This is a genomic window from Nioella ostreopsis, assembly GCF_004000255.1.
GTDB classification, from domain to species: Bacteria; Pseudomonadota; Alphaproteobacteria; order Rhodobacterales; family Rhodobacteraceae; genus Nioella; species Nioella ostreopsis.
This window is the reverse complement of the sequence record NZ_RCIQ01000009.1, coordinates 40,310-63,164: the sequence shown is the minus strand read 5'-3', so window position 1 is coordinate 63,164 and position 22,855 is coordinate 40,310. Positions and strand designations below refer to the sequence as shown.

28 protein-coding genes are annotated in these 22,855 nt (G+C 64.5%); 14 read left to right on the top strand and 14 right to left on the bottom strand.

What is annotated here, in order from left to right:
* Positions 1-14: 14 nt before the first annotated feature.
* The 8 genes from EP237_RS11140 to EP237_RS11105 all read left to right on the top strand — a co-directional run bounded on the left by EP237_RS11140 (position 15) and on the right by EP237_RS11105 (position 9,115).
* Positions 15-863 carry a carbohydrate ABC transporter permease gene (locus tag EP237_RS11140; RefSeq protein ID WP_127560973.1) on the top strand — a complete coding sequence of 283 codons (849 nt, stop codon included), beginning with the start codon at positions 15-17 and terminating at the stop codon, positions 861-863.
* Positions 860-2,203, top strand: a complete 1,344-nt coding sequence (gene melA, locus EP237_RS11135; RefSeq protein ID WP_127560972.1) for an alpha-glucosidase/alpha-galactosidase — start codon at positions 860-862, stop codon at positions 2,201-2,203. The genes EP237_RS11140 and melA overlap by 4 nt, the downstream gene beginning before the upstream one ends.
* Positions 2,204-2,225: 22 nt before the next feature.
* A complete protein-coding gene (locus tag EP237_RS11130; protein ID WP_127560971.1) occupies positions 2,226-3,935 on the top strand; it encodes an IlvD/Edd family dehydratase in 1,710 nt (569 codons plus the stop codon).
* Positions 3,936-4,106: 171 nt separating this feature from the next.
* Positions 4,107-4,874, top strand: a complete 768-nt coding sequence (locus tag EP237_RS11125) for an SDR family NAD(P)-dependent oxidoreductase (protein WP_127560970.1) — start codon at positions 4,107-4,109, stop codon at positions 4,872-4,874.
* Complete coding sequence (locus EP237_RS11120) at positions 4,871-5,773, top strand: 2-dehydro-3-deoxygalactonokinase (RefSeq protein WP_127560969.1); 903 nt, start codon at positions 4,871-4,873, stop codon at positions 5,771-5,773. Before EP237_RS11125 ends, EP237_RS11120 begins: the two co-directional genes overlap by 4 nt.
* Positions 5,770-6,375: a 2-dehydro-3-deoxy-6-phosphogalactonate aldolase gene (locus tag EP237_RS11115; protein WP_127560968.1), complete on the top strand. Its 606-nt coding sequence runs from the start codon at positions 5,770-5,772 to the stop codon at positions 6,373-6,375. The genes EP237_RS11120 and EP237_RS11115 overlap by 4 nt, the downstream gene beginning before the upstream one ends.
* Positions 6,372-7,223, top strand: coding sequence for an SMP-30/gluconolactonase/LRE family protein (locus EP237_RS11110; protein ID WP_127560967.1), 852 nt, complete (start codon positions 6,372-6,374; stop codon positions 7,221-7,223). Before EP237_RS11115 ends, EP237_RS11110 begins: the two co-directional genes overlap by 4 nt.
* On the top strand, positions 7,220-9,115 hold the full coding sequence (locus EP237_RS11105) for a beta-galactosidase (RefSeq protein WP_127560966.1): 1,896 nt from the start codon (positions 7,220-7,222) through the stop codon (positions 9,113-9,115). The genes EP237_RS11110 and EP237_RS11105 overlap by 4 nt, the downstream gene beginning before the upstream one ends.
* Here the strand turns inward: EP237_RS11105 and EP237_RS11100 are convergent.
* Together EP237_RS11100 and EP237_RS11095 are read right to left on the bottom strand one after the other, a co-directional pair.
* A complete protein-coding gene (locus tag EP237_RS11100) occupies positions 9,112-9,921 on the bottom strand; it encodes a division plane positioning ATPase MipZ (protein WP_127561058.1) in 810 nt (269 codons plus the stop codon). The genes EP237_RS11105 and EP237_RS11100 overlap by 4 nt on opposite strands.
* A 111-nt stretch (positions 9,922-10,032) precedes the next feature.
* Positions 10,033-10,692, bottom strand: a complete 660-nt coding sequence (locus tag EP237_RS11095) for an ArsR/SmtB family transcription factor (protein WP_420812518.1) — start codon at positions 10,690-10,692, stop codon at positions 10,033-10,035.
* A gap of 104 nt (positions 10,693-10,796) precedes the next feature.
* Here EP237_RS11095 and EP237_RS11090 point away from each other — a divergent pair, with 104 nt between their 5' ends.
* The 3 genes from EP237_RS11090 (at position 10,797) to EP237_RS11080 (ending at position 12,094) form a co-directional block, all read left to right on the top strand.
* Positions 10,797-11,120: an NIPSNAP family protein gene (locus EP237_RS11090; RefSeq protein WP_127560964.1), complete on the top strand. Its 324-nt coding sequence runs from the start codon at positions 10,797-10,799 to the stop codon at positions 11,118-11,120.
* Positions 11,117-11,461, top strand: a complete 345-nt coding sequence (locus tag EP237_RS11085) for an antibiotic biosynthesis monooxygenase family protein (RefSeq protein WP_127560963.1) — start codon at positions 11,117-11,119, stop codon at positions 11,459-11,461. The genes EP237_RS11090 and EP237_RS11085 overlap by 4 nt, the downstream gene beginning before the upstream one ends.
* A 150-nt stretch (positions 11,462-11,611) precedes the next feature.
* Positions 11,612-12,094: a hypothetical protein gene (locus EP237_RS11080; protein WP_127560962.1), complete on the top strand. Its 483-nt coding sequence runs from the start codon at positions 11,612-11,614 to the stop codon at positions 12,092-12,094.
* 75 nt (positions 12,095-12,169) lie between these two features.
* On the opposite strand, the gene rpmE is transcribed toward EP237_RS11080, so the two are convergent.
* Positions 12,170-12,391, bottom strand: a complete 222-nt coding sequence (rpmE, locus tag EP237_RS11075; protein WP_127560961.1) for a 50S ribosomal protein L31 — start codon at positions 12,389-12,391, stop codon at positions 12,170-12,172.
* An 11-nt stretch (positions 12,392-12,402) separates the two neighbouring features.
* Entirely contained in the window at positions 12,403-12,786 is a 384-nt protein-coding gene (gene rplS, locus EP237_RS11070; protein WP_071691255.1) for a 50S ribosomal protein L19, read from the bottom strand.
* Positions 12,787-13,151: 365 nt separating this feature from the next.
* On the opposite strand from rplS, the gene EP237_RS11065 reads away from it, so the two are divergent.
* A complete protein-coding gene (locus EP237_RS11065) occupies positions 13,152-14,459 on the top strand; it encodes an FAD-dependent oxidoreductase (RefSeq protein WP_127560960.1) in 1,308 nt (435 codons plus the stop codon).
* A 166-nt stretch (positions 14,460-14,625) separates the two neighbouring features.
* On the opposite strand, the gene EP237_RS11060 is transcribed toward EP237_RS11065, so the two are convergent.
* Positions 14,626-14,820, bottom strand: coding sequence for a hypothetical protein (locus tag EP237_RS11060; RefSeq protein ID WP_127560959.1), 195 nt, complete (start codon positions 14,818-14,820; stop codon positions 14,626-14,628).
* Positions 14,821-14,972: 152 nt separating this feature from the next.
* Between EP237_RS11060 and EP237_RS11055 the strand changes: the two genes are divergently transcribed.
* A complete protein-coding gene (locus EP237_RS11055; RefSeq protein ID WP_127560958.1) occupies positions 14,973-16,154 on the top strand; it encodes an alpha/beta hydrolase in 1,182 nt (393 codons plus the stop codon).
* 111 nt (positions 16,155-16,265) lie between these two features.
* Here the strand turns inward: EP237_RS11055 and trmD are convergent, their stop codons facing one another.
* Positions 16,266-17,081, bottom strand: a complete 816-nt coding sequence (trmD, locus tag EP237_RS11050) for a tRNA (guanosine(37)-N1)-methyltransferase TrmD (RefSeq protein ID WP_127560957.1) — start codon at positions 17,079-17,081, stop codon at positions 16,266-16,268.
* A gap of 147 nt (positions 17,082-17,228) precedes the next feature.
* Between trmD and EP237_RS11045 the strand changes: the two genes are divergently transcribed.
* Positions 17,229-17,969, top strand: coding sequence for a 3D domain-containing protein (locus EP237_RS11045; RefSeq protein WP_127560956.1), 741 nt, complete (start codon positions 17,229-17,231; stop codon positions 17,967-17,969).
* A 3-nt stretch (positions 17,970-17,972) separates the two neighbouring features.
* Here EP237_RS11045 and rimM read toward each other — a convergent pair whose 3' ends face one another.
* From rimM to ffh, 8 genes are read right to left on the bottom strand one after another with little or no spacing between them, the layout of a single operon-like run.
* Positions 17,973-18,485, bottom strand: coding sequence for a ribosome maturation factor RimM (rimM, locus tag EP237_RS11040; RefSeq protein ID WP_127560955.1), 513 nt, complete (start codon positions 18,483-18,485; stop codon positions 17,973-17,975).
* Complete coding sequence (locus EP237_RS11035; protein ID WP_127560954.1) at positions 18,478-18,672, bottom strand: hypothetical protein; 195 nt, start codon at positions 18,670-18,672, stop codon at positions 18,478-18,480. Before EP237_RS11035 ends, rimM begins: the two co-directional genes overlap by 8 nt.
* Positions 18,673-18,683: 11 nt before the next feature.
* Positions 18,684-19,313 carry a 5,6-dimethylbenzimidazole synthase gene (bluB, locus tag EP237_RS11030; RefSeq protein ID WP_127560953.1) on the bottom strand — a complete coding sequence of 210 codons (630 nt, stop codon included), beginning with the start codon at positions 19,311-19,313 and terminating at the stop codon, positions 18,684-18,686.
* Between the two features lie 5 nt (positions 19,314-19,318).
* Positions 19,319-19,711: a 30S ribosomal protein S16 gene (gene rpsP / locus EP237_RS11025; RefSeq protein WP_127560952.1), complete on the bottom strand. Its 393-nt coding sequence runs from the start codon at positions 19,709-19,711 to the stop codon at positions 19,319-19,321.
* Positions 19,712-19,750: 39 nt separating this feature from the next.
* Positions 19,751-20,047 (bottom strand): chorismate mutase, encoded by a 297-nt coding sequence (locus EP237_RS11020; RefSeq protein WP_071691246.1) that lies wholly within the window; start codon positions 20,045-20,047, stop codon positions 19,751-19,753.
* On the bottom strand, positions 20,044-20,628 hold the full coding sequence (locus EP237_RS11015; RefSeq protein WP_127560951.1) for a GNAT family N-acetyltransferase: 585 nt from the start codon (positions 20,626-20,628) through the stop codon (positions 20,044-20,046). Before EP237_RS11015 ends, EP237_RS11020 begins: the two co-directional genes overlap by 4 nt.
* Positions 20,625-21,170: a GNAT family N-acetyltransferase gene (locus EP237_RS11010; RefSeq protein WP_240661607.1), complete on the bottom strand. Its 546-nt coding sequence runs from the start codon at positions 21,168-21,170 to the stop codon at positions 20,625-20,627. Before EP237_RS11010 ends, EP237_RS11015 begins: the two co-directional genes overlap by 4 nt.
* Entirely contained in the window at positions 21,167-22,684 is a 1,518-nt protein-coding gene (gene ffh / locus EP237_RS11005) for a signal recognition particle protein (protein WP_127560950.1), read from the bottom strand. The genes EP237_RS11010 and ffh overlap by 4 nt, the downstream gene beginning before the upstream one ends.
* Positions 22,685-22,855: the final 171 nt, after the last annotated feature.

Sequence of the window (22,855 nt, the reverse complement as noted above, 5' to 3'; positions counted from 1 at the left end):
GCGAGGAGAGACAGATGTTCCCGACCCCGATCCAGAAACGCAGCCGCGCCACGCAGATCACCTATCAGACCCTGCTGCCGCTCGCCTTGATCATGTGGCTTCTGCCCTTGCTGGCCGTGATGCTGTTCTCCATCCGCCCGCTCAGCGACTTCACCAATGGCAATTACTGGGGCATTCCCTCGTCCTTCGACCTCTTTGCCAATTATGGCCGGGTGTTCTTCGAGTCTGACATGCCGCGCTACCTGCTGAACTCGGTCTTCATCACCGTGCCCACGGTCATCGGCGCGGTGGCGCTGTCCTGCATGACCGGCTTTGCGCTCGGCATCTACCGGTTCCGGGGCAACCTGCTGATCTTCTTCATGTTCATCGCGGGCAATTTCGTGCCCTTCCAGATCCTGATGGTTCCGGTGCGCGACCTGACTGTGTCGACCGGGCTTTATGACACCAAGACCGGGCTGGTCCTCTTCCACATCGCGTTCCAGACCGGGTTCTGCACGCTCTTCATGCGCAACTTCATCCGGGCGCTTCCTTATGAACTGATCGAGGCTGCGCGGGTCGAAGGCGTCGCCGAATGGCGCATCTTCTGGTATGTCGTCCTGCCCCTGATGCGGCCCGCCATCGCCGCGCTGTCCGTGCTGGTCTTCACCTTCATCTGGAACGACTATTTCTGGGCCATCGTCCTGACCCAGGGCCCCGGCGCACAGCCGGTCACGGCAGGCATCACGTCCTTCAACTCTCAATTCGTGGCGCAATACCACCTGATGAGCGCGGGCAGCATCGTCGCCGCCATCCCGCCGGTGGCCATGTTCTTTGCCATGCAACGCCACTTCATCGCAGGTCTGACACTAGGGGCCGTCAAATGACCAAACTCACCTTTATCGGGGCCGGGTCCACCATCTTCATGCGCAACATCGTGGGCGACATGCTGCATTTCGAGGCGCTCGGCGATGCCGAGATCGCGCTGATGGATATCGACCCCGATCGCCTTGCCGAATCCGAACAGCTCGCCCGCCGCATGATCGCCACCATGGGCACCGGCGCGCGCGTCACCACCCACACCGACCAACGCCGCGCGCTGGAGGGGGCCGATTTCGTCGTCACCGCCTTCCAGATCGGCGGCTACGACCCCTGCACCATCACCGATTTCGAGATCCCCAAGGCCTACGGGTTGCGCCAGACCATCGCCGACACGCTCGGTGTCGGCGGCATCATGCGCGGCCTGCGCACCGTGCCGCATCTGTGGAAGGTGGCCGAGGACATGGCCGCCGTCTGCCCCGACGCGCTGCTGATGCAATATGTGAACCCGATGGCGATCAACACCTGGGCGCTGGCGGAACGATTCCCCCGGATCAGACAGGTGGGCCTCTGCCATTCCGTGCAGAACACCGTGCAGGAACTGGCCCACGATCTCGACATGGCCGAGGCCGATATCCGCTACAAGGTCGCGGGCGTCAATCACGTCGCCTTCTTCCTGCGGCTGGAGGACAGCACCGGCACCTCGCTCTACCCCCGCCTGCGCGACGGCTACCGCAACGGTACCTTGCCCAAACCTCCGCTTCTCATGCCCCGCTGCGCCAACAAGGTCCGCTACGAGGTGATGGACCACCTTGGCTATTTCTGCACCGAAAGCAGCGAGCACTTCGCAGAATACGTCCCGTGGTTCATCAAGGACGGCCGCGAGGATCTGATCCGCGACTTCTCCATCCCGCTCGACGAATACCCCAAACGCTGCGTCGAACAGGTGGCCGAGTGGAAGACCCAGGCCGCAGAACTGGCCCAACAGGCCAGCATGGACGTGCCCAAAAGCCATGAATTCGCCGCCGAGATGATGAATGCCGTGGTCACCGACCGCCCCTTCACCGCCTATGGCAACCTGCCCAACCGGGGCCAGATCCCGCAGCTGCCCATGGGTGCGGCGGTCGAAACACCCTGCCTTGTGGACATGAACGGCGTGCAGCCCTCCGTCGTCACCGATATCCCGCCGCAGCTGGTGGCGCTGATGCGGACCCAGATCAACGTGCAGGAACTGACCGTCCGTGCCCTGCTGGACGAAGACCCCGAACATATCTACCACGCGGCCATGATGGACCCGCATACCGCCGCCGAACTGGACTTGCGTCAGATCCGCAGTCTGGTGGACGATCTGCTGGCCGCCCATGGCGACTGGCTGCCAGCCTGGGCGCGGGTGAAGAGAGCGGCCTGAAGGCCAGAACGGAAGACCGACGATGACCAAGACAAGACGCAGCGCAGCGTGGTACGGCAAGCTCGACCGCGACGGGTTCATTCACCGCAGCTGGATGAAGAACCAGGGCTTCCCCGATCACGCTTTCGACGGCCGCCCCATCATCGGCATCTGCAACACCTGGTCGGAACTCACCCCGTGCAACTCGGGCCTGCGCGACCTCGCCGAAGGCGTCAAGCGCGGCGTGTGGGAGGCGGGCGGGTTCCCCGTCGAATTCCCGGTGATGAGCCTTGGCGAAACCCAGATGAAGCCCACGGCGATGCTGTTCCGCAACCTGCTCGCCATGGATGTGGAGGAATCGATCCGCGCCTATGGGATCGACGGTGTCGTGCTGCTCGGCGGCTGCGACAAGACCACGCCGGGCCAGCTGATGGGCGCGGCCTCGGTCGATCTGCCGACCATCGTTGTCAGCTCCGGCCCGATGCTCAATGGCAAGTGGAAGGGGCAGGATATCGGCTCCGGCACCGATGTCTGGAAGTTCTCAGAGGCCGTGCGCGCGGGCGAGATGACCTTGCAGGATTTCATGGCCGCCGAATCCGGCATGTCGCGCAGCAAAGGCGTCTGCATGACCATGGGCACCGCATCGACCATGGCCTCACTGGTCGAAGCCATGGGCATGTGCCTGCCCACCAACGCCGCGTTGCCTGCCGTGGACAGTCGCCGCATGGCGCTGGCGCATCTCACCGGCAAGCGCATCGTGGAGATGGTCGACGAAGACATCAAACCCTCTGACGTCATGACCCGCGCAGCGTTCGAAAACGCCATCCTCGCCAATGCTGCCGTGGGCGGCTCGACCAATGCGGTTGTGCACCTTTTGGCCATGGCAGGCCGCGTCGGCGTGGACCTGACATTGAAGGATTTCGAGCTTGGCGGCGACATCCCCCTGCTGGTGAACTGCATGCCCTCGGGCACATACCTGATGGAGGATTTCTGCTACGCCGGTGGCATGCCCGTGGTGCTGAACGAATTGGGCGACCGGCTGCGCAGCGCCAAAACCGTCCTCGGCGGCGATATCTCCGCCTATGCGGACGGGGCCGAATGCTACAACCGCGACGTGATCCGGTCCTTCGACGATCCGCTGAAACCGGCCGCAGGCCTGCGCGTTCTGCGCGGCAATCTCGCCCCCGATGGCGCGATCATCAAACCCTCTGCCGCCACCGACGCTCTTCTGGAACATGAAGGCGAGGCCTACGTCTTCGAGTCGATCGAGGACTTCAAGGCCAACGTGGACCGCGACGACCTGCCGGTGACACCCGACACGATCCTCGTGCTCAAGGGCTGCGGCCCCAAGGGCTACCCCGGCATGCCAGAGGTCGGCAACATGCCCATCCCCAAGAAACTCGTCCAGCAGGGCGTGCGCGACATGGTCCGCGTCTCTGACGCCCGCATGTCCGGCACCGCCTACGGCACGGTTGTCCTCCATGTCTCGCCCGAGGCGCAGGCCGGCGGCGCGCTCGCGCTGGTCAAGACCGGCGACCGCATCCGCCTCTCCGCCAAAGAAGGCCGGCTGGAACTGCTCATTTCGGACGAAGAACTCGCCACCCGCCGCGCCGCATGGCAACCCGACCCACCCCATTACACCCGTGGATACGCAAAGATGTATGTCGATCACGTCCTGCAGGCAGACAAGGGGGCCGATCTCGACTTCCTCGTCGGAAAGGATACCCGCCCCGTCACCCGCGAAAGTCACTGACCGCGCCCCTTTCATCTTGGTAAAAATACCTCGGGGGGTGCGGGGGGCTGGCCCCCCGCGGGTCGACGCGCGATGCGCGGCGAAACCATGTTTGATATGCACGGGGGGTGTACAGGGGGTGTACGCCCGGTGCACGGGGGGCACCCCCCCATTTTCGAAGGATAAGAACCGATGACGCATCCCACCTATCCCGACCTCGACGGCGCGTCCGTTTTCATCACCGGCGGCGGCTCCGGCATCGGCGCGGCGCTGACCGAGGGCTTCCTCAGGCAAGGCGCGAAAGTGGCTTTCGTCCAGCGCTCCGACGCCTCGGCGTTTGTTGACGAGATGGGGGCAAGCACCGGAAATCGCCCGCTTTTCCTGCCTTGCGACATCACCGACATCGCCGCCCTGCAAGGCACGATTTCCCAAGCGGCAGAGGCGCACGGCCCCCTCGACGTGCTGGTGAACAACGCCGCCAATGACAAGCGCCACACGACCGAAGAGGTGACGGAGGACTTCTGGGACTGGTCCCAGTCCATCAACCTCAAGGCCTATTTCTTCGCCTGTCAGGCTGCCGCCAAGTCTATGAAAGAAAACGGAAAAGGCGCGATCATCAACTTCTCGTCGATCTCCTACATGATGGGCAATTCCGGCTATCCCGCCTACACCACCGCCAATGGCGGCATCACCGCCATGACCCGCAGCCTCGCGCGCGAATTCGGCCCCGATCGCATCCGCGTCAACGCGCTGGCACCGGGTTGGGTTCTGACCCAGAAACAGAAGGAGCTCTGGGTCACGCCAGAAGGCCTCGCTGCCCATCTGGACCGGCAGTGCCTGAAGGATACACTGGCCCCCGAAGACATTGTCGGCGGCACGCTGTTCCTGGCCTCCGACAGTTCAAAAATGATGACAGGTCAGGTACTTGTCATAGATGGCGGGGTCGTGGTGACGGGATGAGCAAGACGGATTGGATCGCGGTCGACTGGGGCACCTCGCACCTACGCGCCTGGGCCATTGGTGCGGATGGCGCGGTGCTGGACAAAGCCGGGTCAACGGACGGCATGGGCAGCCTTTCGCGGGCAGATTTCGAACCCGCCCTCCTGCGCCTGATCGATCCGTGGCTGAGCGAAAGTCTGACCGATGTCATCGCCTGCGGTATGGTCGGCGCGAAACAGGGCTGGGTCGAGGCGCCCTATCGCCCAGTGCCCTGCAAACCCGGCGAGGCCGCGCCGATCACGCCCCCCGTGCAGGACAGCCGCATCCGGCTCCATATCCTGCCCGGCGTCAGCCAGGACAGCCCCGCAGACGTGATGCGGGGGGAGGAGACGCAAACCGCTGGAGTCATTCACGAAAATCCGCAGTTCGACGGCATCCTCTGCCTGCCGGGCACTCATACGAAATGGATCCACATCTCGGCGAAAGAGATCGTCAGCTTCCGCACCATGATGACCGGCGAACTCTTCGCGCTGCTCTCGCAGCACTCCGTCCTGCGCCATTCCGTGGGCGGCGACGCGTTCGACCGCGATGCATTTGACAGTGCCGTGGCCGAGACCCTTTCCCGCCCCGAACGTCTGGCGCAATCGCTCTTTAACATCCGCGCGGAAGGGCTGCTTCATGGCCAATCAAACGCCGCCGCCAAAGGCCGCCTTTCCGGCCTTCTGATCGGCGCCGAACTGGCCGCCGCGAAACCCTACTGGCTCGGCCAGCAGGTGCTGATCGGCGGCGCGCCAGCGCTGGTGGCGCTCTATGCCCGCGCGCTGGAAATGCAAGGCGTTCAATGCCTGACCCGCGACGCGGAAACCCTGACCCTCGCGGGGCTGCGCCTCGCCCATGCCAAGCTGACGGAGGCATCATGAGCCGCCCCATCATCGCTATCCTGCGCGGGATCACCCCGCCCGAGGCCGTTCCCATCACCGAGGCCCTGATCGCCGCCGGGATCACCCGGATCGAGGTGCCGCTGAACTCCCCCAAGCCATTGGAAAGCATCGCCGCCATGGCCCATGCGTTCTGTGATCACGCGCTGATCGGCGCAGGCACTGTGACGGCCCCCGACGAGGTGCGGGAGGTGGCCGATGCGGGCGGGCGGCTGGTCGTGTCGCCCAATACCGACGTCGAAGTCATCGCGGAAACCAAGCGGCTCGGCTTGCAAAGCTTCCCCGGTGCGATGACGCCGACGGAGTGTTTCGCCGCGCTCAAGGCCGGGGCGGACGGGCTGAAGATCTTCCCCGCCAGCCTGATCGGGCCTGCGGGCGTGAAGGCGATCCGCGCGGTGCTGCCAAAAGGCACGCAGGTCTACGCGGTCGGCGGCGCCGGGCCGGAAAACTTCGCGGAGTGGTGGCGGGCTGGCGTCGACGGGTTTGGGATCGGCACGGCGCTTTACACGCCCGGCCTGTCGGTCGGGGAGATCACCAAGCGCGCCAACGTACTTGTCCAAGCCTTTGACGAGGCCACCAAATGACCGCGCATGTCTTCGACAGCCGCCCCTGCGATCTTGGCGAAGGGCCGCTCTGGCACCCGGAACGGGGGCAGCTTTTCTGGTTCGATATCAACGGCAAGCGGCTTCTCACCCCGGGGCAGGAATGGGTGTTCAACCGCCATGTCTCGGCCGCCGGGTGGATGGGGCGAGACGCGTTGCTGGTGGCGACGGAGACCGACCTGATCCGGCTCAACCTCGAAACCGGCGCGCAGGAGGTCATTACGCCGCTGGAGGCCGACAATCCGGTCACCCGCTCGAACGATGGTCGCGCCGATCCGTGGGGCGGGTTCTGGATCGGGACCATGGGCAAGCAGGCGGAACCCGATGCGGGGGCGATTTACCGCTATTATCGGGGCGAACTTCGCAAGCTTTTTGACAGGGTCACCATTTCCAACGCGATCTGCTTCGCGCCGGACGGCAGCTATGCCCATTTCGCGGACACGGCGCCCGGAACGGTCTGGCGGCAGCGCCTGTCGGAGAAGGACGGGTGGCCGGTTCGGGAGCCGGAGATTTTCCTCGACCACGGTCCCGATGGCCCCAATCCCGATGGTGCAGTGCTGGATGTCGAGGGCAATTTCTGGTGCGCCGAATGGGGATCGTCGCGGGTGCGGGCCTATGCGCCCGATGGCAGCGTGCTGCGCGACGTGACACTGCCCGTGTCGCAGCCCTCCTGCCCGGCGTTCGGCGGGCCTGATCTGCGCGATCTCTTCATCACCACCGCCCGGCAAAGCCTGGCGGAGGGCGACCTGGCAAGGGAACCGCTGGCGGGGCAGGTCTTCGTCGCCGCTGACGTCGCCAAGGGACAACGCGAGCACGAGGTCATCCTGTGAAACGCACGCTCGGAACCTGTTACTACCCCGAACACTGGCCGGAAGCCCAGTGGCAGGAGGATGCCGCCCGAATGGCAGGGCTTGGCCTGACCTGGATCCGCATCGGCGAATTCGCGTGGTCACGGCTGGAACCCACACCGGGCGATCTGCGCTTCGACTGGCTCGACCGGGCGATCGGGACACTTGGGGCGGCGGGGCTGAAAGTCGTACTCGGCACCCCCACGGCCACACCGCCGCGCTGGATGCTGGACAAGCACCCTGATATGCTGGCGGTGGACGCAGAGGGCCGTCCGCGTGGCTTCGGCTCCCGCCGGCATTACTGTTTCAGCCATGACGGCTACCGTGAAGAAAGCGCGCGGATCACACGGCTGCTGGCGGAACGCTACGGGCGCAACCCCCATGTTGCCGCGTGGCAGACGGATAACGAATACGGCTGCCATGACACGGTGATTTCCTATTCCGACGCGGCGCGCATGGCCTTCCGGGAGTGGTGCAAGGATCGTTACGGCAGCATCGAGGCGCTGAACGGAGCTTGGGGAAATGTCTTCTGGTCGATGGAGTATCAGAACTTCGACCAGATCGGCCTGCCCAACCTGACGGTGACGGAGCCGAACCCGGCGCACGGGCTGGCCTTCCGCCGTTTCAGCTCCGACCAGGTGGCGCGGTTCAACGCCGTGCAGGTGGACATCATCCGCGCCCATTCCGACGCGCCGATTTCGCATAATTACATGGGCCGGATTACCGATTTCGACCACTACGACACCGGCCGCCAGATGGAGATCGCCACCTGGGACAGCTACCCGATGGGGTTTCTGGAGGATCGGATCGAAGCGGGTGACGCCCATAAGCGCCGCTACGCGCGGCAGGGCGACCCTGATTTTCAGGCGTTCCACCATGACCTCTACCGCGCCGTTGGCAATGGCCGCTGGTGGATCATGGAACAGCAACCCGGCCCGGTGAACTGGGCGCCCTTCAACCCCGCGCCTTTGCCGGGAATGCCGCGCCTTTGGGCGTGGGAGGCGTTTGCACATGGGGCGGAGGCGGTGTGTTATTTCCGATGGCGGCAGGCCCCCTTCGCGCAGGAACAGATGCATGCAGGCATGCTGCGCCCCGACAGCCAGCCCGCGCAGGCCTATCACGAGGCGGCTCAGGTGGCGCGGGAACTGGCGGAACTGCCAGAGGTGGAGGCGGGTCAGGCGCCTGTGGCTTTGGTCTTCGATTACGCCGCCCAATGGGCGTGGCAGGTGCAGCCTCAAGGGCAGGGACAAGACTATTTCCGGCTGGTGTTCGAGACCTACCGCGCGTTGCGCAAGCTTGGCCAATCCGTCGATATCCTGCCACCCGACACCGCCGATCTGTCCGGCTACCGGCTGGTGCTGGCCCCCGGCGCGGTGACGCTGACGGAGCCCATCAAGGCGGCCATTGCAGCCCATGACGGGCCGGTGAACCTCGGCCCCCGCACCAATGCGAAGACCGCAGACATGCACATCCCCGTGCCGCTTCCCCCCGCGATCCCCGGTCTCGACGTGACGGTCGCTCGCGTGGAATCGCTGCGCCCCGACATGCCCCGGCCAGTTGAGGGCGGCGGGCATGTGCAGCTGTGGCAGGAGGAGCTGGAGGGCAATGCGGAGGTTACGCTGCGAGGTGTAGACGGCCAGCCGCTGGCGATGACGAACGGGCGGATCACCTATCTGGGCGCCTGGCTGGACGCCGAGGCGATGGCGGCTTTCCTGCGCGATGCGCTGAAACAGGCGGGGGTCGAGACCACCGACATGCCCGGCGGGTTGCGCCGCAGGCAAGCCGGGAAGACGGAGTTCCTGATCAACTATGACCCGGAGCCGCAGACATGGGACGGGGTGTCCGTCCCCGCCGCCGGTGTCGTCTGGCGCTAGAAATCGACCGATACGCCGGGCAAGTTCAGCGTTTTCATCAGGTCGCGCAGTTCCTGCCGGGCGGCGAGGTTCGAGATGTTCAGCCGGTCCACGCCCATGGCGCGCAGGTCCAGCAGGGTCATGCCGGTCGGGAACAGCTCTCGGAAGATCACCCGCTCGCTCATCCCCGGTGCCACGCGGAACCCGATGCGGCGTGACAGGTTGGTCAGCGCCTCGCCCACCTTGCGCTTGTTATGCATCATCTGCGCGCCCAAGCGGTTGCGGACCACGATCCAGTCAATGGGCTTCAGCCCCGCCTTGGCGCGCAGCTGGCGGGAATGCCAGACCATCTCGGAATAGACCGACGGGCCTTTGATCTCGTAGGTTTCCGGGTCGATCCGGGCCAGAAGGTCGAAATCGACGAAACTGTCATTCATCGGCGTGACCAACGAATCGGCCAGAGAATGGGCCACCTGGCTGAGCCTTGTGTGTGAGCCGGGGCAGTCGATGACGATGAAATCGCAGCGCGGGTCGAGGTCCGCCACAGCCATGGACAGCCGCCGGTCGTAGACATTTTCATCGGGGCCGAGCGTGGCGGGGTCCACCTCTGGCAGTTCGATCAGGAAGGGTGTGGGCAGGTCCAGCTCACGCGCGGTGATCGTGTTCTGCCGGTTTTCCAGGTAGCGCCCGAACGTGCGCTGGCGCAGGTCGAGGTCGAGACCCCCCACGCGGTGCCCCAGATTGGCAAGGGCCGTGGCCACATGCATGGCGGTGGTCGATTTGCCCGACCCGCCCTTTTCATTGCCGAAAACGATGATATGCGCCACCGGAGTCCCCTTCGCGGTCTTGGTCTCGTTTGCCCTCATTTCGTGGGGCAAATCGGTTTGGCCGCAATATACGGGGTTAAGCGGGTGGTGTTAAGCGGGAATGACCCACAATCAGCCCAATGCCGGAAACGCCCTGTGAAACGCTGATTTTCCGGTCGGGCTGAACTGGATCACGCGGCTGTCGGGCAGGCGACGGGCCCATCCACGGGCCAGCATCAAGTCGAGCAGCGCCTGCCCAAGACCACCTGCCAGATGGCTGCGCCGTTCGCTCCAGTCCAGGCAGGCGCGGCAGATCGGACGGCGGGCACCTTGCAGTGCGGGGATGTCGAGGCCGAGCGTGGTGAGATGGTCCGCGCCCCTGTCTGTCACCGCGGGAAACTCGGGGTCATCCCGCAGCCACCCCTGTGCCAGCAGCCGATCATAGAGCAGGGTGCCCATGTCGCCCGCCAGATGGTCATAGCATATCCGCGCCTCGCGCAGCGCCTGATCGCGGGGGCCGGTGCGGCTGCGCAGGTGGCCGCTTCCTGCAGCCAGCCCCATCAGCGCCTCCAGCGTTTCGGCCACCTGATCGCTGGCAAGGCTCGCATATTTGTGCCGCCCCTGCCGCCGCATCTGCAACAGCCCGCCCTCTTCCAGCTTGGCCAGATGGGCACTGGCGGTTTGCAGCGTCACCCCCGCCTCTGCCGCCAGTTCCGTTGCGGTCAGGGCCTTGCCGCTCATCAGCGCGGTCAGCATGTTGGCGCGGGCGGGGTCGCCAATCAGCGCGGCGATGCGGGCGATATCGGGTCCGTCTTTAATAGTTCGATGCTAACCGAAGCATTCACGCGATTCAATCCGCTATGGTTTGGGCATCATCGAACCATGAAGGACAAGACATGCTGACCTGCGTGATCCGCTACCAGATCGACCCGACCAAGAAAGCCCAGTTTGAAACCTATGCCCGGAACTGGGGTCAGGCCATCCCGCGCTGCGGGGCGGACCTGATCGGATATTTCGCCCCGCATGAGGGATCGTCGACCCTGGCCTATGGCATCTACAACATCGAAAGCCTTGCCGCCTATGAGGCGTATCGGGCGCGCCTGTCTGCCGACCCGCTCGGGCAGGAGAACTACGCCTTCGCACAGCGAGAGAAATTCCTGCTGCGCGAGGACCGGACGTTTCTGAAATTGGCCTCGGCCCCGCATGGGGACCGCCCATGATCGCCGTCATCTTCGAGGTGATCCCTGCCGAGGGACAGCGCGACCGTTATCTCGACATCGCCACCACGCTGCGGCGGGATCTGGAGCAGGTCGAGGGCTTCCACTCGGTCGAACGGTTCGAAAGCCTGACGACCCCCGGAAAGCTGCTGTCGCTATCCTTCTTCGAGGATGAGGCGGCGGTGGCCCGCTGGCGGGGTCTGAACAGGCACAGGGCCGCGCAACAGACCGGGCGCGGCGGGATCTTCGCCGACTACCGCCTGCGCGTGGCCCATGTGCTGCGCGACTACGGCCTGATGGACAGGGAGGAGGCCCCACCAGATAGCCGCGTCGAGAACGGCTGAAGCCACAGGGTCAGGTCCAGGACTGCCCACGTGTTTCCCTCCTTTCGCGCGCGTGTTTCCCGACATTGGCCGCAATCACCCATTATCCGGCAGAATGGGGACGTAAAACTTGTCCCAAATTGTACCAGCAGTACTGAACGGAGCAGTAAAATGTGGAAAGATTTTCTTGGAAATGAAAGCGGTGCCGTGACCGTGGATTGGGTCGTGCTGACCGGTGCCCTCGTGGGACTTGGTCTGGCAACGACGGCCATTGTTTCGGCGGGTGTCCAAGACCTGTCCGGGGACACACGGGGCACATTGGAGTCCGACAGCATCATCGTGGCAAGCTTTGGCACCGAATGGCCCGAATTCGTGCTCGGATATTACGAGCGCCCGATGCCGGGCCATAATGACGCGAACTTCAATCACCTCGTCGGAGCGATTGGCGGCTACAACGAGGATCAGCTCAATCTGATGATGGCTGAGGGCCTAGCGCTCTACAACGGAGGCGGGTCAGCTCAGGATCAGGCATGGGGGATCGACACCTATGCTCTGGCCTACGACCAGATGCAGGCACGTGGCATGGACGTCAGCGGCATGACCAACCCCAACGAGCTACTTGCCGGATTCGAGGCGCAGCACGGGGCCACCTGACGGCCCCGGCACCTGAGACGAAAAACGCCGCCCCGAATGAGGGCGGCGTTTCTCTTTCTCGAAAACCGGTCAGGCTCAGAAGCCGAGGCCTTCGTATTTCTTCTTGAACTTCGACACGCGGCCGCCGGTGTCCATCAGGCGCGAGGTGCCGCCGGTCCAGGCCGGGTGCACGGTGGGGTCGATGTCCAGAGACAGCTGATCGCCCTCGGCGCCCCAGGTGGACTTCATCTGGAGAATGGTGCCGTCGGTCATCTTGACGTCGATCAGGTGATAATCGGGATGGGTGTCTTTTTTCATGGTCCCGGTCCTTACGCTTCAGCGCCAGCTTTGGGCTTGTAGTTGGAAACTTCCGCGATACGAGCGGATTTACCGCGACGCGACCGCAGGTAATACAGCTTGGCGCGACGCACGCGGCCACGGCGTACGACGGTGATGCTGTCGATATTGGTCGAATGCAGCGGGAACACACGTTCCACGCCTTCGCCAAAGGAAATCTTGCGGACGGTGAAGGACCCGGCAATGCCAGAACCGTTCTTGCGCGCGATGCAGACGCCTTCGTAGTTCTGCACACGGGTACGCGTGCCTTCGGTCACTTTGTAGCCAACACGGATGGTGTCACCCGCCTTGAAATCCGGAATCTCTTTGCCAAGCGCAGCGACCTGCTCGGCTTCCAGCTGTGCGATAAGATCCATCGCAACTCTCCATTTCTGATCGTGGTTTGCCCACGAATGTGATGTCCGCCTCAGAGCTCTTGGTCTTCTTCCGGGTCCGCCAATGCGCCCGCCAGAGATCAGGTCGTCTTTCCTTTATGGCGTTTCACCGGACAGGGGCTGCGCTGCGACGCCGAAGAAAGCCCCGCTATAGTCGAACCTGCCAATAGCAAAACTGCCCCGAGTCGGATTTCCGACCGGGACGGGCGGGGTATATGGGGGAAGGGGAGGCGGATCAAGCCCCGAGTTGCTCGATGTGTCGCAAACGGGCCAGCCAGTGCAGTGGCCTGACCATAGCTTTCGCGGAAGCGGGCCACCAGAGTCCGATCGCAACAGGAGATCCTCGAATGACAGAGTCGACACACAGCCCCGATCTGCTGGTGGTTGGGGGCGGCACCGCCGGGTTCGGCGCAGCGGTTGCCGGGGCGCGGCAGGGGTTGTCTGTGTGCCTGATCGAGGCCGGGGCCAAACTGGGCGGTGTCATGGCCTTTTGCCCCGGTATGCCGTGGGGCGGTGGTTTTCCTTGTGACGTGTCGATCGGGGGCCTCTTCGATGAGCTGACGGACAGGTTGGCCGCGATGGACCCGCCCGCCGCCGAAAAGCGCTATTCGACGCTGGAAAATTTCGGGGCGGAGGTGATCTATGACCCTGACATGGCGCAGATCGAGATGTTCGCGATGCTGGAGGAGGCGGGCGTTCAACTGCATCTGAACACGCTGGCCGAGGCCCCGGTGATCGAGGGCAACCGGATTGCCGCTGTCCGCGCGATGGACCGGCACGGGCCGCTGACCTTCCGTCCCCGAATGGTGGTCGATGCCTCTGGCGATGGCCATATCGCGGCACAGGCGGGGGTGCCGTTCGACCTGGGCGACGCCTGCGGCAAGATGATGGGGGTGACGCTGTCCTTCCTGATGGTGAACGCGCCCTGGGACCGGGTCTTTGCCGAGGGCGACCCCTATTTTACGCGATTCGCTGAAAAAGGCGTGGCCGAGGGGCGGCTGCACCCGGACCTTGCGCAGCTTTACATGATGAAGGGATTTCACCCCGGCACGGTGTTTTGCAACTCGGTCGTGATCCGCAATGTGGACGGCACCGACCCGGCTTCGGTCGCGCGCGCGACGCAGGAAGGCCGCCGCCGGGTGGCGCAACTCGTGGCGTTTCTGCGCGATGAGGTGCCGGGGTTCGAACTCGCCTGGATGACGGCGCTTGGCCCGACCGTGGGTGTGCGCGAAACCCGCAAGCTGCATGGGATGCACCGGCTGACCGGGGCAGAGGTCGCCGCCGCCACCAAATTCCCTGACGGGATTGTCGCCTGTTCCAACCCGGTCGATGACGTGATGCGCGGGGATGGCGGTGCCATGACCCATGACGCGGCGCTGGACGAGGGGTTCTATACGCTGCCCTTCCGCGCCCTTGTACCCGAACGGGTGGAAAACCTGATGTTCGCAGGCCGCAACGTGTCCGCCGACCCGGTTGCCTTCGCGTCAATCCGCGGGATGCCGCAATGCATGGCCATGGGGCAGGCCGTGGGCAACGCGGCGGCGCTGGCGCTGGCTGGCAACGCCCCGGTTCAGGCGCTGGACCCGGCCCGTGTGGTGGAGATGATGCAGGCGCAGGGGCTGCGCGGCTTGGCCGGGCGAGGGCTGCGGGACTGAAGAAGCCGTGGACCGGATCGGCTTCTCGATCCGGATGAATTCAGCCGGATGACCGCAAGGAGCCCTTCCACGACAGGATTCCGTCGCGCGGCATTCTGCGCGAAAGGCAGGCATCAACTGTTTGCTGCTGCAAAAGGTGTAAAACCAACGGGTCGGCGAGCGGGGATCAGGATGGCGAGTTGAAGCGTGGCAGCGACACCACCACCTGCGAGCGCGGGGAGTGCGAAAAGACCCCTTTGATAAAGGCCAGGAACGCGGCGCGGCGGATCTGACGGCGGGCACGCAGCGCCTCGCGCTCATGCTCGGTCGGCGCGACGGGGGCGCTGTACTTCATCAAGTCGGTGTGAAGCGGGGTCATCATGGCGTGTCTCCTTGTTGATGACCCAAAGATGCCCGACCCCGCGCGCCCTTGCTTGAGGGAGACCTTTGGAAAGCCTTTGGATTGTCCTGTGAAATCCTGAGGGCCCCGGATTTTGTGAACCAGGACGGAAAAAGTGGTGTAAATATCGGAACATGGAGCACCGTTTCGCCGATTGCACGCTGGATGATGCCCGCCTGACGCTGACGCGCGGCGGCAACGCGGTGGCCGTGGAGCCCAAGGTCTTTGACCTGATCCATCTGCTGGTGCGCAATGCCGGGAACCTGGTGACTCGCGAGCAAATGGTGGACGAGATCTGGGGCGGGCGGATCGTTTCGGAGAGCGCGATTTCCGCTTGCATCGCCGCCGCGCGAAAGGCTGTCGGCGACACCGGCAAGGCACAGGCGGTCATCCGAACCGTGGCGCGGCGGGGGCTGATGCTGGTGGCGGAGGTGTCGGCCGAGGCGGCCGGCCCGGCTTCGGTCGCGGTGCCGGCTTTCCCCGAGGCGGAGCAGCGGATCCGCTATTGCCGGAGCGAAGATGGCCATGCCATCGCCTATGCCGTCAGCGGCGAGGGCCCGCCCGTGTTGCGGTTCGGCCCTACGTCGCTGCAAGACCTGGAACTCGAATGGGCCTTGGGACTTCACCGCTCCTGGGTCTCGTCGATGGCGCTCCACGCCCGATTGCTGCGCTTTGACACTGTGGGCAGCGGCCAGTCGGAACGGATCCTGCGCGACGTCGATTATGAGGTCGAGGCGCGCGATGCCGCCGCGGTCGCCGATGCGGCGGGCTTCAACCGTTTTGCCGCGGTGTCCTATTCGGGCGGCTGTCTTCCTGCGCTGACCTTCGCGGCGCACTCCCCAGAACGGCTGACGCGGCTGGCGATCGTGGGCGGATTTGTCGAGGGGCGGTCGCGGCGCAGCGCAGAGTCCGCGCCCGACGCATTGAGAGGCTTGATCGCCGAGGGCTGGGCTCGGCCCGAAAGTGTCTTCGCGCGGGCCTTTGCCACGGCCTACTTTCCCGACGGTCCCGCAGAGGAAACACGCGAAGTCCTGCGCATGACACAGTCGGCCGCCCCGCCCGAGATGATGCTGCGCACCCGGGACGCGTCGAACACCGCGTCCGTCGCGCACCTGCTGGGCCAGGTGCGCTGCCCGGTCTTGATCCTGCATGCGCGCGATGACGCCGTGCATCCCCTATCGCAGGCGCAGCAGCTGGCGGCGGGCATTCCCGGGGCCGAACTGGTGGTGCTGGAGACGGCCAACCACGTGCCCTTGCACGGCAGCCCATGCTGGGAGAGCTACAACCGCACGCTGGCGGAGTTCCTGACAGGCTAACCCGGGCGATCACCCCTGAATGGATTTGCGTGTGCAGCCAAGGGTCGAAAAGTCCCGCACAGTCGCTGAATGCAGACGGGCGTTTTGTGGTGCCACATCGCCCGTGGCAAGCTAAGCGCCCTTGTTCTTTCGCGCCTGATAGGCTTCCCACAGATCGGGGCGGCGGTCCCGTGTCAGGGCCTCGGACTGCGCCTTGCGCCACTCTTCGATCTTGCCGTGATGGCCAGACAGCAGAACCTCGGGGATCTCGCGGCCTTCCCAGATGGCGGGCTTGGTGTATTGCGGATGTTCCAACAGCCCGTCAGAGAAGCTTTCCTCTTCGGTCGAAGCCTGGTTGCCCAGAACATTGGGAATTAGCCGCACGCTGGCGTCGATGACGGTCTGCGCCGCGATCTCTCCGCCGGTCAGCACGAAATCCCCGATGGAGATTTCCTCCATCCCGAAATGGTCGATCACCCGCTGATCCACCCCTTCGAAGCGACCACAAAGCAGGGTCATCCCCTCGGCCTGGGAAAAGCGTTGCGCGTCGGTCTGGGTGAAGGGCTTACCACGGGGGCTGAGGTAGACACGCGGCCAGCGAGCCGGATCGTCTGGCGTGCCGTTGGACGCCATCCGCATCGCTCGCCCCAGAACATCGGGCCGCATCACCAGCCCGGCGCCGCCGCCTGCGGGTGTGTCATCGACGTTGCGATGCTTGCCCGCCCCGAAGATGCGCAGATCAATCGGTTCCAGCGCCCACAACCCCTGTTGCAAGGCCTTGCCCGTCAGCGACGCGCCCAGAACACCCGGAAAGACCTCGGGGAACAGGGTCAGCACCTTGGCCGTCCACGCGCCTTTCAGGCGGGGCGTGGGCGTCATCAGGTCCCGGGGCTTCAGGCTCGCGCTGATCGACAGGCGGCCATGGGATTTGGAGGGTGCATTGGACATGGGCCAAGGGGTTACAAGCAAGCGTGGCGCGATACAATAGAGGCTGTTACGGGCAAGGCTTTCCCCGCCATGCCCTGAAAAGCTTGATTTTTTGGCCAGAATGCTAGGATATGGGGCAGTTTTTAGCCAAACGGATTTCTGATCGCCATGTTCTCTCGCCTGTTGCGCCGCCTGCTTATCTGCGGTTTTGGACTGGGTGTCGCGGGATGCGGCGCGCAGCACGCCCCGCCGCCAGATGGCACCCCGATCACGGTCTGGGCCACGGTCTATCGTTTGGTGGATGGCCGCACGGATGGTGGCGGCATCCCGATCCGCAGCATGGGCGGCAGCGTCATTGGCCCCACGGTCGCGCGGTCGGACTGGTGCGCCGGGGCGCTGGCGGGCAGCCTGCGCGTGGGGGGCGAGGTTTTCAACTTTGCAGGAGTCACCGGATCGCCGCAGGCCAATTGCAGCCATGGACCGAGCGAGCGGGTGCGCTGGCGTCGCTCACCCCACCCCTATGGAACAGGCGCGCGCAGCAATCCCCTGCACCCGTTTCGCACCATCGCCTGCGATCTGGGTTGGGTTGGCGGGTCCACCCCGTGGGTGAATGGCGGCTACCCGGAATTCGGTCAGCGCATCTACATCCCTGCGGCTGACGGCGTGGAATTGCCCAATGGCACCGTGCATGACGGCATCTTCATTTGCGAGGATACGGGCGGCGCGGTGACTGGCAACCATATCGACGTGTTTCTTGGCCCCATGTCAGGCCCCATGAGCCAAGTCATCACCCGCAACCCGTTCGATTTCGTCAGCCATGGAGATCACGCCGAGGTGCAGGCCTTCCTGCTGCCGATGGAAACGGACCCGCAGCCGCAACCCTGCCGAGGCCTGTTCTGCCCGCGATAGGGGTCAGTCCTCGTCGAACAGCCCCTCGGGCGGGTCCACCACGATCCGGCCAGCGGCGAGGTCGACGGTCGGCACGATGGCCTGCGTGAAGGGCACCAGAACCGTGCCGGACCGGCCTTTTTGTCGGACCTCCAGCAGGTCGCCCGCGCCATGGTTCATCACCGCGTGAACCTGACCCAGATCGGCCCCGCCGGTATCGACCACCGACAGGCCAATCAGGTCGGCATGGTAGAATTCATCGTCGGGCAGGGCGGGCAGCACGTCGCGGGGGGCATAAAGCCGGGTGCCTTTCAGCGCATCGGCCTCTTCCTTGGTTTTCACGCCGGACAGGCGCACCGCAAAGCCTCCCTTGACGGGGCGCGTGATGGTGACCTTGAAGTCGCGCGTGCCCTTGTCATCGGACAGCGGGCCGTAGTCGCCAAGCGCCGAGGGTTCGGCGCAGAAGCTTTTGACCCGTGCTTCGCCCCGGACCCCATAGGATCCGGTGATCGCGGCCACGCAAATTCTGTCAGACATGGTAAACCTCCGTCGCGGGAAGATAGGCGTCAACGGGCGGCAATTCCACGTAAATCGCAACCCAGAACAGGAAGATGAACAGGCCCGCCACGAGGATCAGGATGACGCCAACCAGCTTTGCCGCACCGTCCCCCATGATCAGCAGGTAGAGCCCGAGTATCGCAAACGCGATTGGCAGCAGGATCATCGCTCAGCCCCTTACCGGATCAGCAGATCAAGCGTGGTTTCACGCTGTTCCCATCCCAGTCGTTCCAGTTCCGGCTGTTCGCCGTCTTCTTCCGGCAAGCCGACGCAGAGATAGGCGACAAGCGCCCAATCCTCCGGCACCTCCAGATCGCGCGTCAGCCGTGCGTCTTCGAGGATCGAGACCCAGCCAACACCCAACCCCCGCGCCCGTGCCGCAAGCCAGAACAGCATCAGCGCGGAAACGACGGAATAGCGCAGCATCTCGGGCATGGTCTGGCGTCCCAGTCCCGCGCCCTTGGTGGTGCCCTCATCGGAGAAAACCGCCAGCTGAACCGGCGCTTCGCGCATGCCCGACAGTTTCAGCCCCGCATAGCGTGCGGCTTGGCCGCCACTGTAGCCCGCAAGCGCCGCCGCATTGGCGGCTTCGAAATTCTCGACGGCAAGCGCCCGCTTTTCGGCGCTGTCTACCCGGACCAGTCGCCACGGTTCGGACAGCCCGACCGAGGGCGCAAGTGAAAAGGCGCCGAGGGCTTCCGCCAACAGCGCCTCGTCCACCGGATCCGACCGGAAGCGGCGCACATCGCGCCGCCACCGCATCAGATCCGTCAGATCGTCTTGAAAGCCGCGAGAAAACGCGCGCATTCCGATTACTCTTCGGACGCGGCTTCTTCTTCTGCCGGGGCAGCAGCGGCTTCGGCAGCTTCTGCGGCCTTGGCGGCTTTTTCTTCTGCACGTTCCACGGCTTTCTTTCCGGGGGTGCCCTTCTTCAGGTTGGCGCGCTCTTTCTTCTCGACGACGCCAGCGGCTTCGAGGAAGCGGGACACGCGGTCGGTCGGCTGTGCGCCTTCACCCAGCCAGTACTGCACGCGCTCCATGTTCATCTGAACGCGGTCTTCGCTGTCCTTGGGCAGCAGCGGGTTATAGGTGCCGAGCTTCTCGATGTAGCGGCCATCGCGGGGCATGCGGCTGTCGGATGCCACGATGCGGTAGAAGGGGCGCTTTTTGGAGCCGCCGCGGGCGAGCCGGATTTTCATAGCCATTGTGAGTGTCTCCTTTGAATGGCGGTCGAGGCCGGGGCCTCAGGATTGGTGTTGTTTGTGGTGCTGAATGACTTCAGCGATGATGAAGTTCAGAAACTTCTTGGCGAATTCGGGGTCGAGATCGGCCTCTTTCGCCAAATCCTCCAGCCGCGCGATCTGTTTGGCTTCGCGGGCCGGGTCGGAGGGTGGCAGGTCGTGGGTGGCTTTCAGCTTTCCCACGGCCTGCGTGTGCTTGAACCGCTCGCCAAGCGTGTAGACAAGGATCGCGTCCAGCCGGTCGATGGACTCGCGATGCCCTTTCAGGATCTCGGCGGCGCGGGCGGTGTCGTCGCTCATTGCAGGGTCTCCTCTGCGCAGTGGCGGTAAACCTGGATGGTGTTGTCATGGGCCACTTCTGCGGCGGCGTCGCGGGTCGCGCCAAGCCGTTCGGCCAGGCGGATGGACCGGGCGTTGTCGTGGTCGATGGTGCTGACCAGCGTTTTCATCCCAAGCGTGTCGAAGGCATGGGCGCGGGCCGCGCGGGCGGCCTCCTGTGCGTAGCCATGGCCTTCCGCTTCGGGCAGGAACAGATAACCCAGTTCCGGCTCATGGTCGCCCGGTTCGAAGCCCAGAAGGACGAAGCCGATAGTGTCGCCCGTGTCGCGGGTATCGACCGTCCAGACGCCATGCCCCCGCAAGAGCCACGTGGCCACCATCTGCGCGAAGTCGAGCCAGAGCGCATCACGGTCGGCATTGTCCTCGACCAGATAGCGTCCTCGCTCGCTCTCTCCGATGGCGGCGTAGGTCTCGAAATCCTCGATCCGGGGGGCGCGCAGGCGCAACCGCTCGGTGTCCAGCACCGGCAGGACCGATCGAAGCTGTGCAGCAAATGCGGCGGCGGGGCCGGTTGCCGGGATTTCATGCGGGGCGCGGATCATTGCAGAACCTCCGGGGCGGGGTGGCGGTAGACCAGCACCTGTTCCCCGTCGAAATCGGGCTGCTCGGCATCCGCATCCAGCACGCAGCCCATCCGTTCCGCCAGCGCGATGGAGCGGGTGTTCTCGGGGTTGATATATGAGACGGCAGTTTTCCAGCCGAGATCGTCATAGGCGTAGCGGCGGCCTTCGCGCGCGGCCTCATGGGCATAGCCCTTGCCCTCGGCCGCTTCGCTCCAGACGGTCCAGCCAAGTTCGGCCTCGGGCCAGTCAATCGGATGCCATGGGCCGGTCATGCCGAGTGGCTGGTCGGGGGTCTCCTTCAGCGCGAATACGAAGGTGCCGTAGCCGCGCAGCATCCACATGCCTGCCACATGGGCAAACCCGCGCCACGAGGTTTTCAGCGAAATGTCATCACCACGCACGAAACGGGATCGGTCAGAGCGGACGAACTCCGCCCATGCCGCGACATCCCCCATGCGCGGGGCGCGCAGGACGAGACGCTCGGTCTCGAGCGTGGGGATATGCGGCAGGGCTGTGGTCACTTCTTCTTCCCGAAGCCCGACAGGCCGGGGGGCAGCGGGGCGCCGCCAAGACCGGGCATGTTGCCCGCGCCGGGCGCGCCAAGCTGTTTCGCCGCCTGTTCCAGTGCCGCCTGATCCATGCCGCCCGCGCCGGGGCCACCGGGCATACCGGGCATGCCGCCGCCCTTGCCGAAGAGCGCGCCAAGACCGCCGCGCATCATGCCCTTCTTGCCCATCTTGCCGAGCTTCTTCATCGCGTCGGACATCTGGCGGTGCATTTTCAGCAGCTTGTTGAGTTCCGATACATCCTGCCCGGCACCCTGCGCGATCCGCTTCTTGCGGCTGGCCTGCAGCAGCGCGGGATTGGCGCGTTCGCGTTTGGTCATGGAGTTGATCAGCGCGATCTGGCGTTTGATCACCTTGTCGTCGAACCCGGCATCCTCGACCTGCTTGGCCATCTTCTTCATGCCCGGCATCATCGACATCATGCCTTCCATGCCGCCCATCTTGAGCATCTGCTCCAGCTGGCCCTTCAGGTCGTTCATGTTGAACATACCCTTCTGGAAGCGCTTCATCATGCGCTCGGCCTGTTCGGCTTCCAGCGTTTCCTGCGCCTTCTCGACCAGGGCCACGATGTCGCCCATGCCAAGGATGCGGCCCGCGATCCGTTCCGGCTCAAAGGTTTCGAGCGCGTCCATCTTTTCGCCGAGGCCGACGAAGCGGATCGGCTTGCCGGTGATCGCGCGCATCGACAGCGCCGCACCGCCGCGTCCGTCGCCGTCCATCCGGGTCAGGCAGACGCCGGTCACGCCGATCTTGTCGTCAAATTCCTGCGCGACATTCACCGCGTCCTGACCGGTCAGACCATCGACCACCAGCAGCGTCTCGCGCGGGGTCGCGATGTCGCGCACTTCCTGCGCTTGGCTGATCAGCTCGGCGTCGATATGCAGACGACCGGCGGTGTCCAGCATGTAGACGTCATAGCCGCCGAGGGAGGCTTGCGTCTTGGCGCGCTTGGCGATCTGCTGCGCGGTCTCGCCCTTCACGATCGGCAGGGTATCCACCCCGATCTGCACACCCAGAATGGCCAGCTGTTCCATCGCCGCCGGGCGGTTGGTGTCGAGCGAGGCCATCAGCACCTTCTTGCCTTCACGTTCCTTCAAACGCTTGGCAAGCTTGGCGGTGGTGGTGGTCTTACCAGAGCCCTGCAGACCGACCATCAGGATCGGCGCGGGCGGATTGTCGATCTTCAGCGCGCCGGGGTCGCCCTCGCCGCGCAGGGTTTCGATCAACTCGTCATGGACGATCTTGATGACCTGCTGGCCCGGCGTGATCGACTTGGTGACGGCGGCACCGGTGGCTTTCTTTTCAACCGATTTGATGAAGTTGCGCGCCACAGGCAGGGACACGTCCGCCTCCAGCAGCGCGACCCGCACCTCGCGCATGGCGGTCTTGACGTCATCCTCGGACAGGGCACCCTGCTTGGTCAGACGGTCGAAGACACCAGACAGGCGTTCGGACAGATTTTCGAACATGGGCACGGCCCCTTTTCATCTACTTCGGTTGCCATCCCAGATAAGGGACCGCGAGGAATGCACCAACACCCCCGTGGGCGAAACCTCGCTGACGGGGGGCGATCCTGAGAACGGACTCAGGACCGGAAAGCTGGCACTTCCCGGATATCAGGGGTCCGTTTACGGCGGGCA

Bases quoted from the DNA above. Each gene is read 5' to 3' on its own strand.
- EP237_RS11060 (WP_127560959.1), bottom strand. From the start codon at position 14,820: ATGATGACCCCGCTTCACACCGACTTGATGAAGTACAGCGCCCCCGTC.
- EP237_RS11045 (WP_127560956.1), top strand. From the start codon at position 17,229: ATGTTCTCTCGCCTGTTGCGCCGCCTGCTTATCTGCGGTTTTGGACTG.
- EP237_RS11015 (WP_127560951.1), bottom strand. From the start codon at position 20,628: ATGATCCGCGCCCCGCATGAAATCCCGGCAACCGGCCCCGCCGCCGCA.
- EP237_RS11140 (WP_127560973.1), top strand. From the start codon at position 15: ATGTTCCCGACCCCGATCCAGAAACGCAGCCGCGCCACGCAGATCACC.
- rpsP (WP_127560952.1), bottom strand. From the start codon at position 19,711: ATGGCTATGAAAATCCGGCTCGCCCGCGGCGGCTCCAAAAAGCGCCCC.
- trmD (WP_127560957.1), bottom strand. From the start codon at position 17,081: ATGTCCAATGCACCCTCCAAATCCCATGGCCGCCTGTCGATCAGCGCG.
- EP237_RS11055 (WP_127560958.1), top strand. From the start codon at position 14,973: ATGGAGCACCGTTTCGCCGATTGCACGCTGGATGATGCCCGCCTGACG.
- EP237_RS11090 (WP_127560964.1), top strand. From the start codon at position 10,797: ATGCTGACCTGCGTGATCCGCTACCAGATCGACCCGACCAAGAAAGCC.
- rpmE (WP_127560961.1), bottom strand. From the start codon at position 12,391: ATGAAAAAAGACACCCATCCCGATTATCACCTGATCGACGTCAAGATG.
- EP237_RS11110 (WP_127560967.1), top strand. From the start codon at position 6,372: ATGACCGCGCATGTCTTCGACAGCCGCCCCTGCGATCTTGGCGAAGGG.
- rimM (WP_127560955.1), bottom strand. From the start codon at position 18,485: ATGTCTGACAGAATTTGCGTGGCCGCGATCACCGGATCCTATGGGGTC.
- EP237_RS11120 (WP_127560969.1), top strand. From the start codon at position 4,871: ATGAGCAAGACGGATTGGATCGCGGTCGACTGGGGCACCTCGCACCTA.
- EP237_RS11130 (WP_127560971.1), top strand. From the start codon at position 2,226: ATGACCAAGACAAGACGCAGCGCAGCGTGGTACGGCAAGCTCGACCGC.
- EP237_RS11085 (WP_127560963.1), top strand. From the start codon at position 11,117: ATGATCGCCGTCATCTTCGAGGTGATCCCTGCCGAGGGACAGCGCGAC.
- EP237_RS11115 (WP_127560968.1), top strand. From the start codon at position 5,770: ATGAGCCGCCCCATCATCGCTATCCTGCGCGGGATCACCCCGCCCGAG.
- rplS (WP_071691255.1), bottom strand. From the start codon at position 12,786: ATGGATCTTATCGCACAGCTGGAAGCCGAGCAGGTCGCTGCGCTTGGC.
- EP237_RS11065 (WP_127560960.1), top strand. From the start codon at position 13,152: ATGACAGAGTCGACACACAGCCCCGATCTGCTGGTGGTTGGGGGCGGC.
- EP237_RS11035 (WP_127560954.1), bottom strand. From the start codon at position 18,672: ATGATCCTGCTGCCAATCGCGTTTGCGATACTCGGGCTCTACCTGCTG.
- EP237_RS11080 (WP_127560962.1), top strand. From the start codon at position 11,612: ATGTGGAAAGATTTTCTTGGAAATGAAAGCGGTGCCGTGACCGTGGAT.
- ffh (WP_127560950.1), bottom strand. From the start codon at position 22,684: ATGTTCGAAAATCTGTCCGAACGCCTGTCTGGTGTCTTCGACCGTCTG.
- EP237_RS11020 (WP_071691246.1), bottom strand. From the start codon at position 20,047: ATGAGCGACGACACCGCCCGCGCCGCCGAGATCCTGAAAGGGCATCGC.
- bluB (WP_127560953.1), bottom strand. From the start codon at position 19,313: ATGCGCGCGTTTTCTCGCGGCTTTCAAGACGATCTGACGGATCTGATG.
- EP237_RS11125 (WP_127560970.1), top strand. From the start codon at position 4,107: ATGACGCATCCCACCTATCCCGACCTCGACGGCGCGTCCGTTTTCATC.
- melA (WP_127560972.1), top strand. From the start codon at position 860: ATGACCAAACTCACCTTTATCGGGGCCGGGTCCACCATCTTCATGCGC.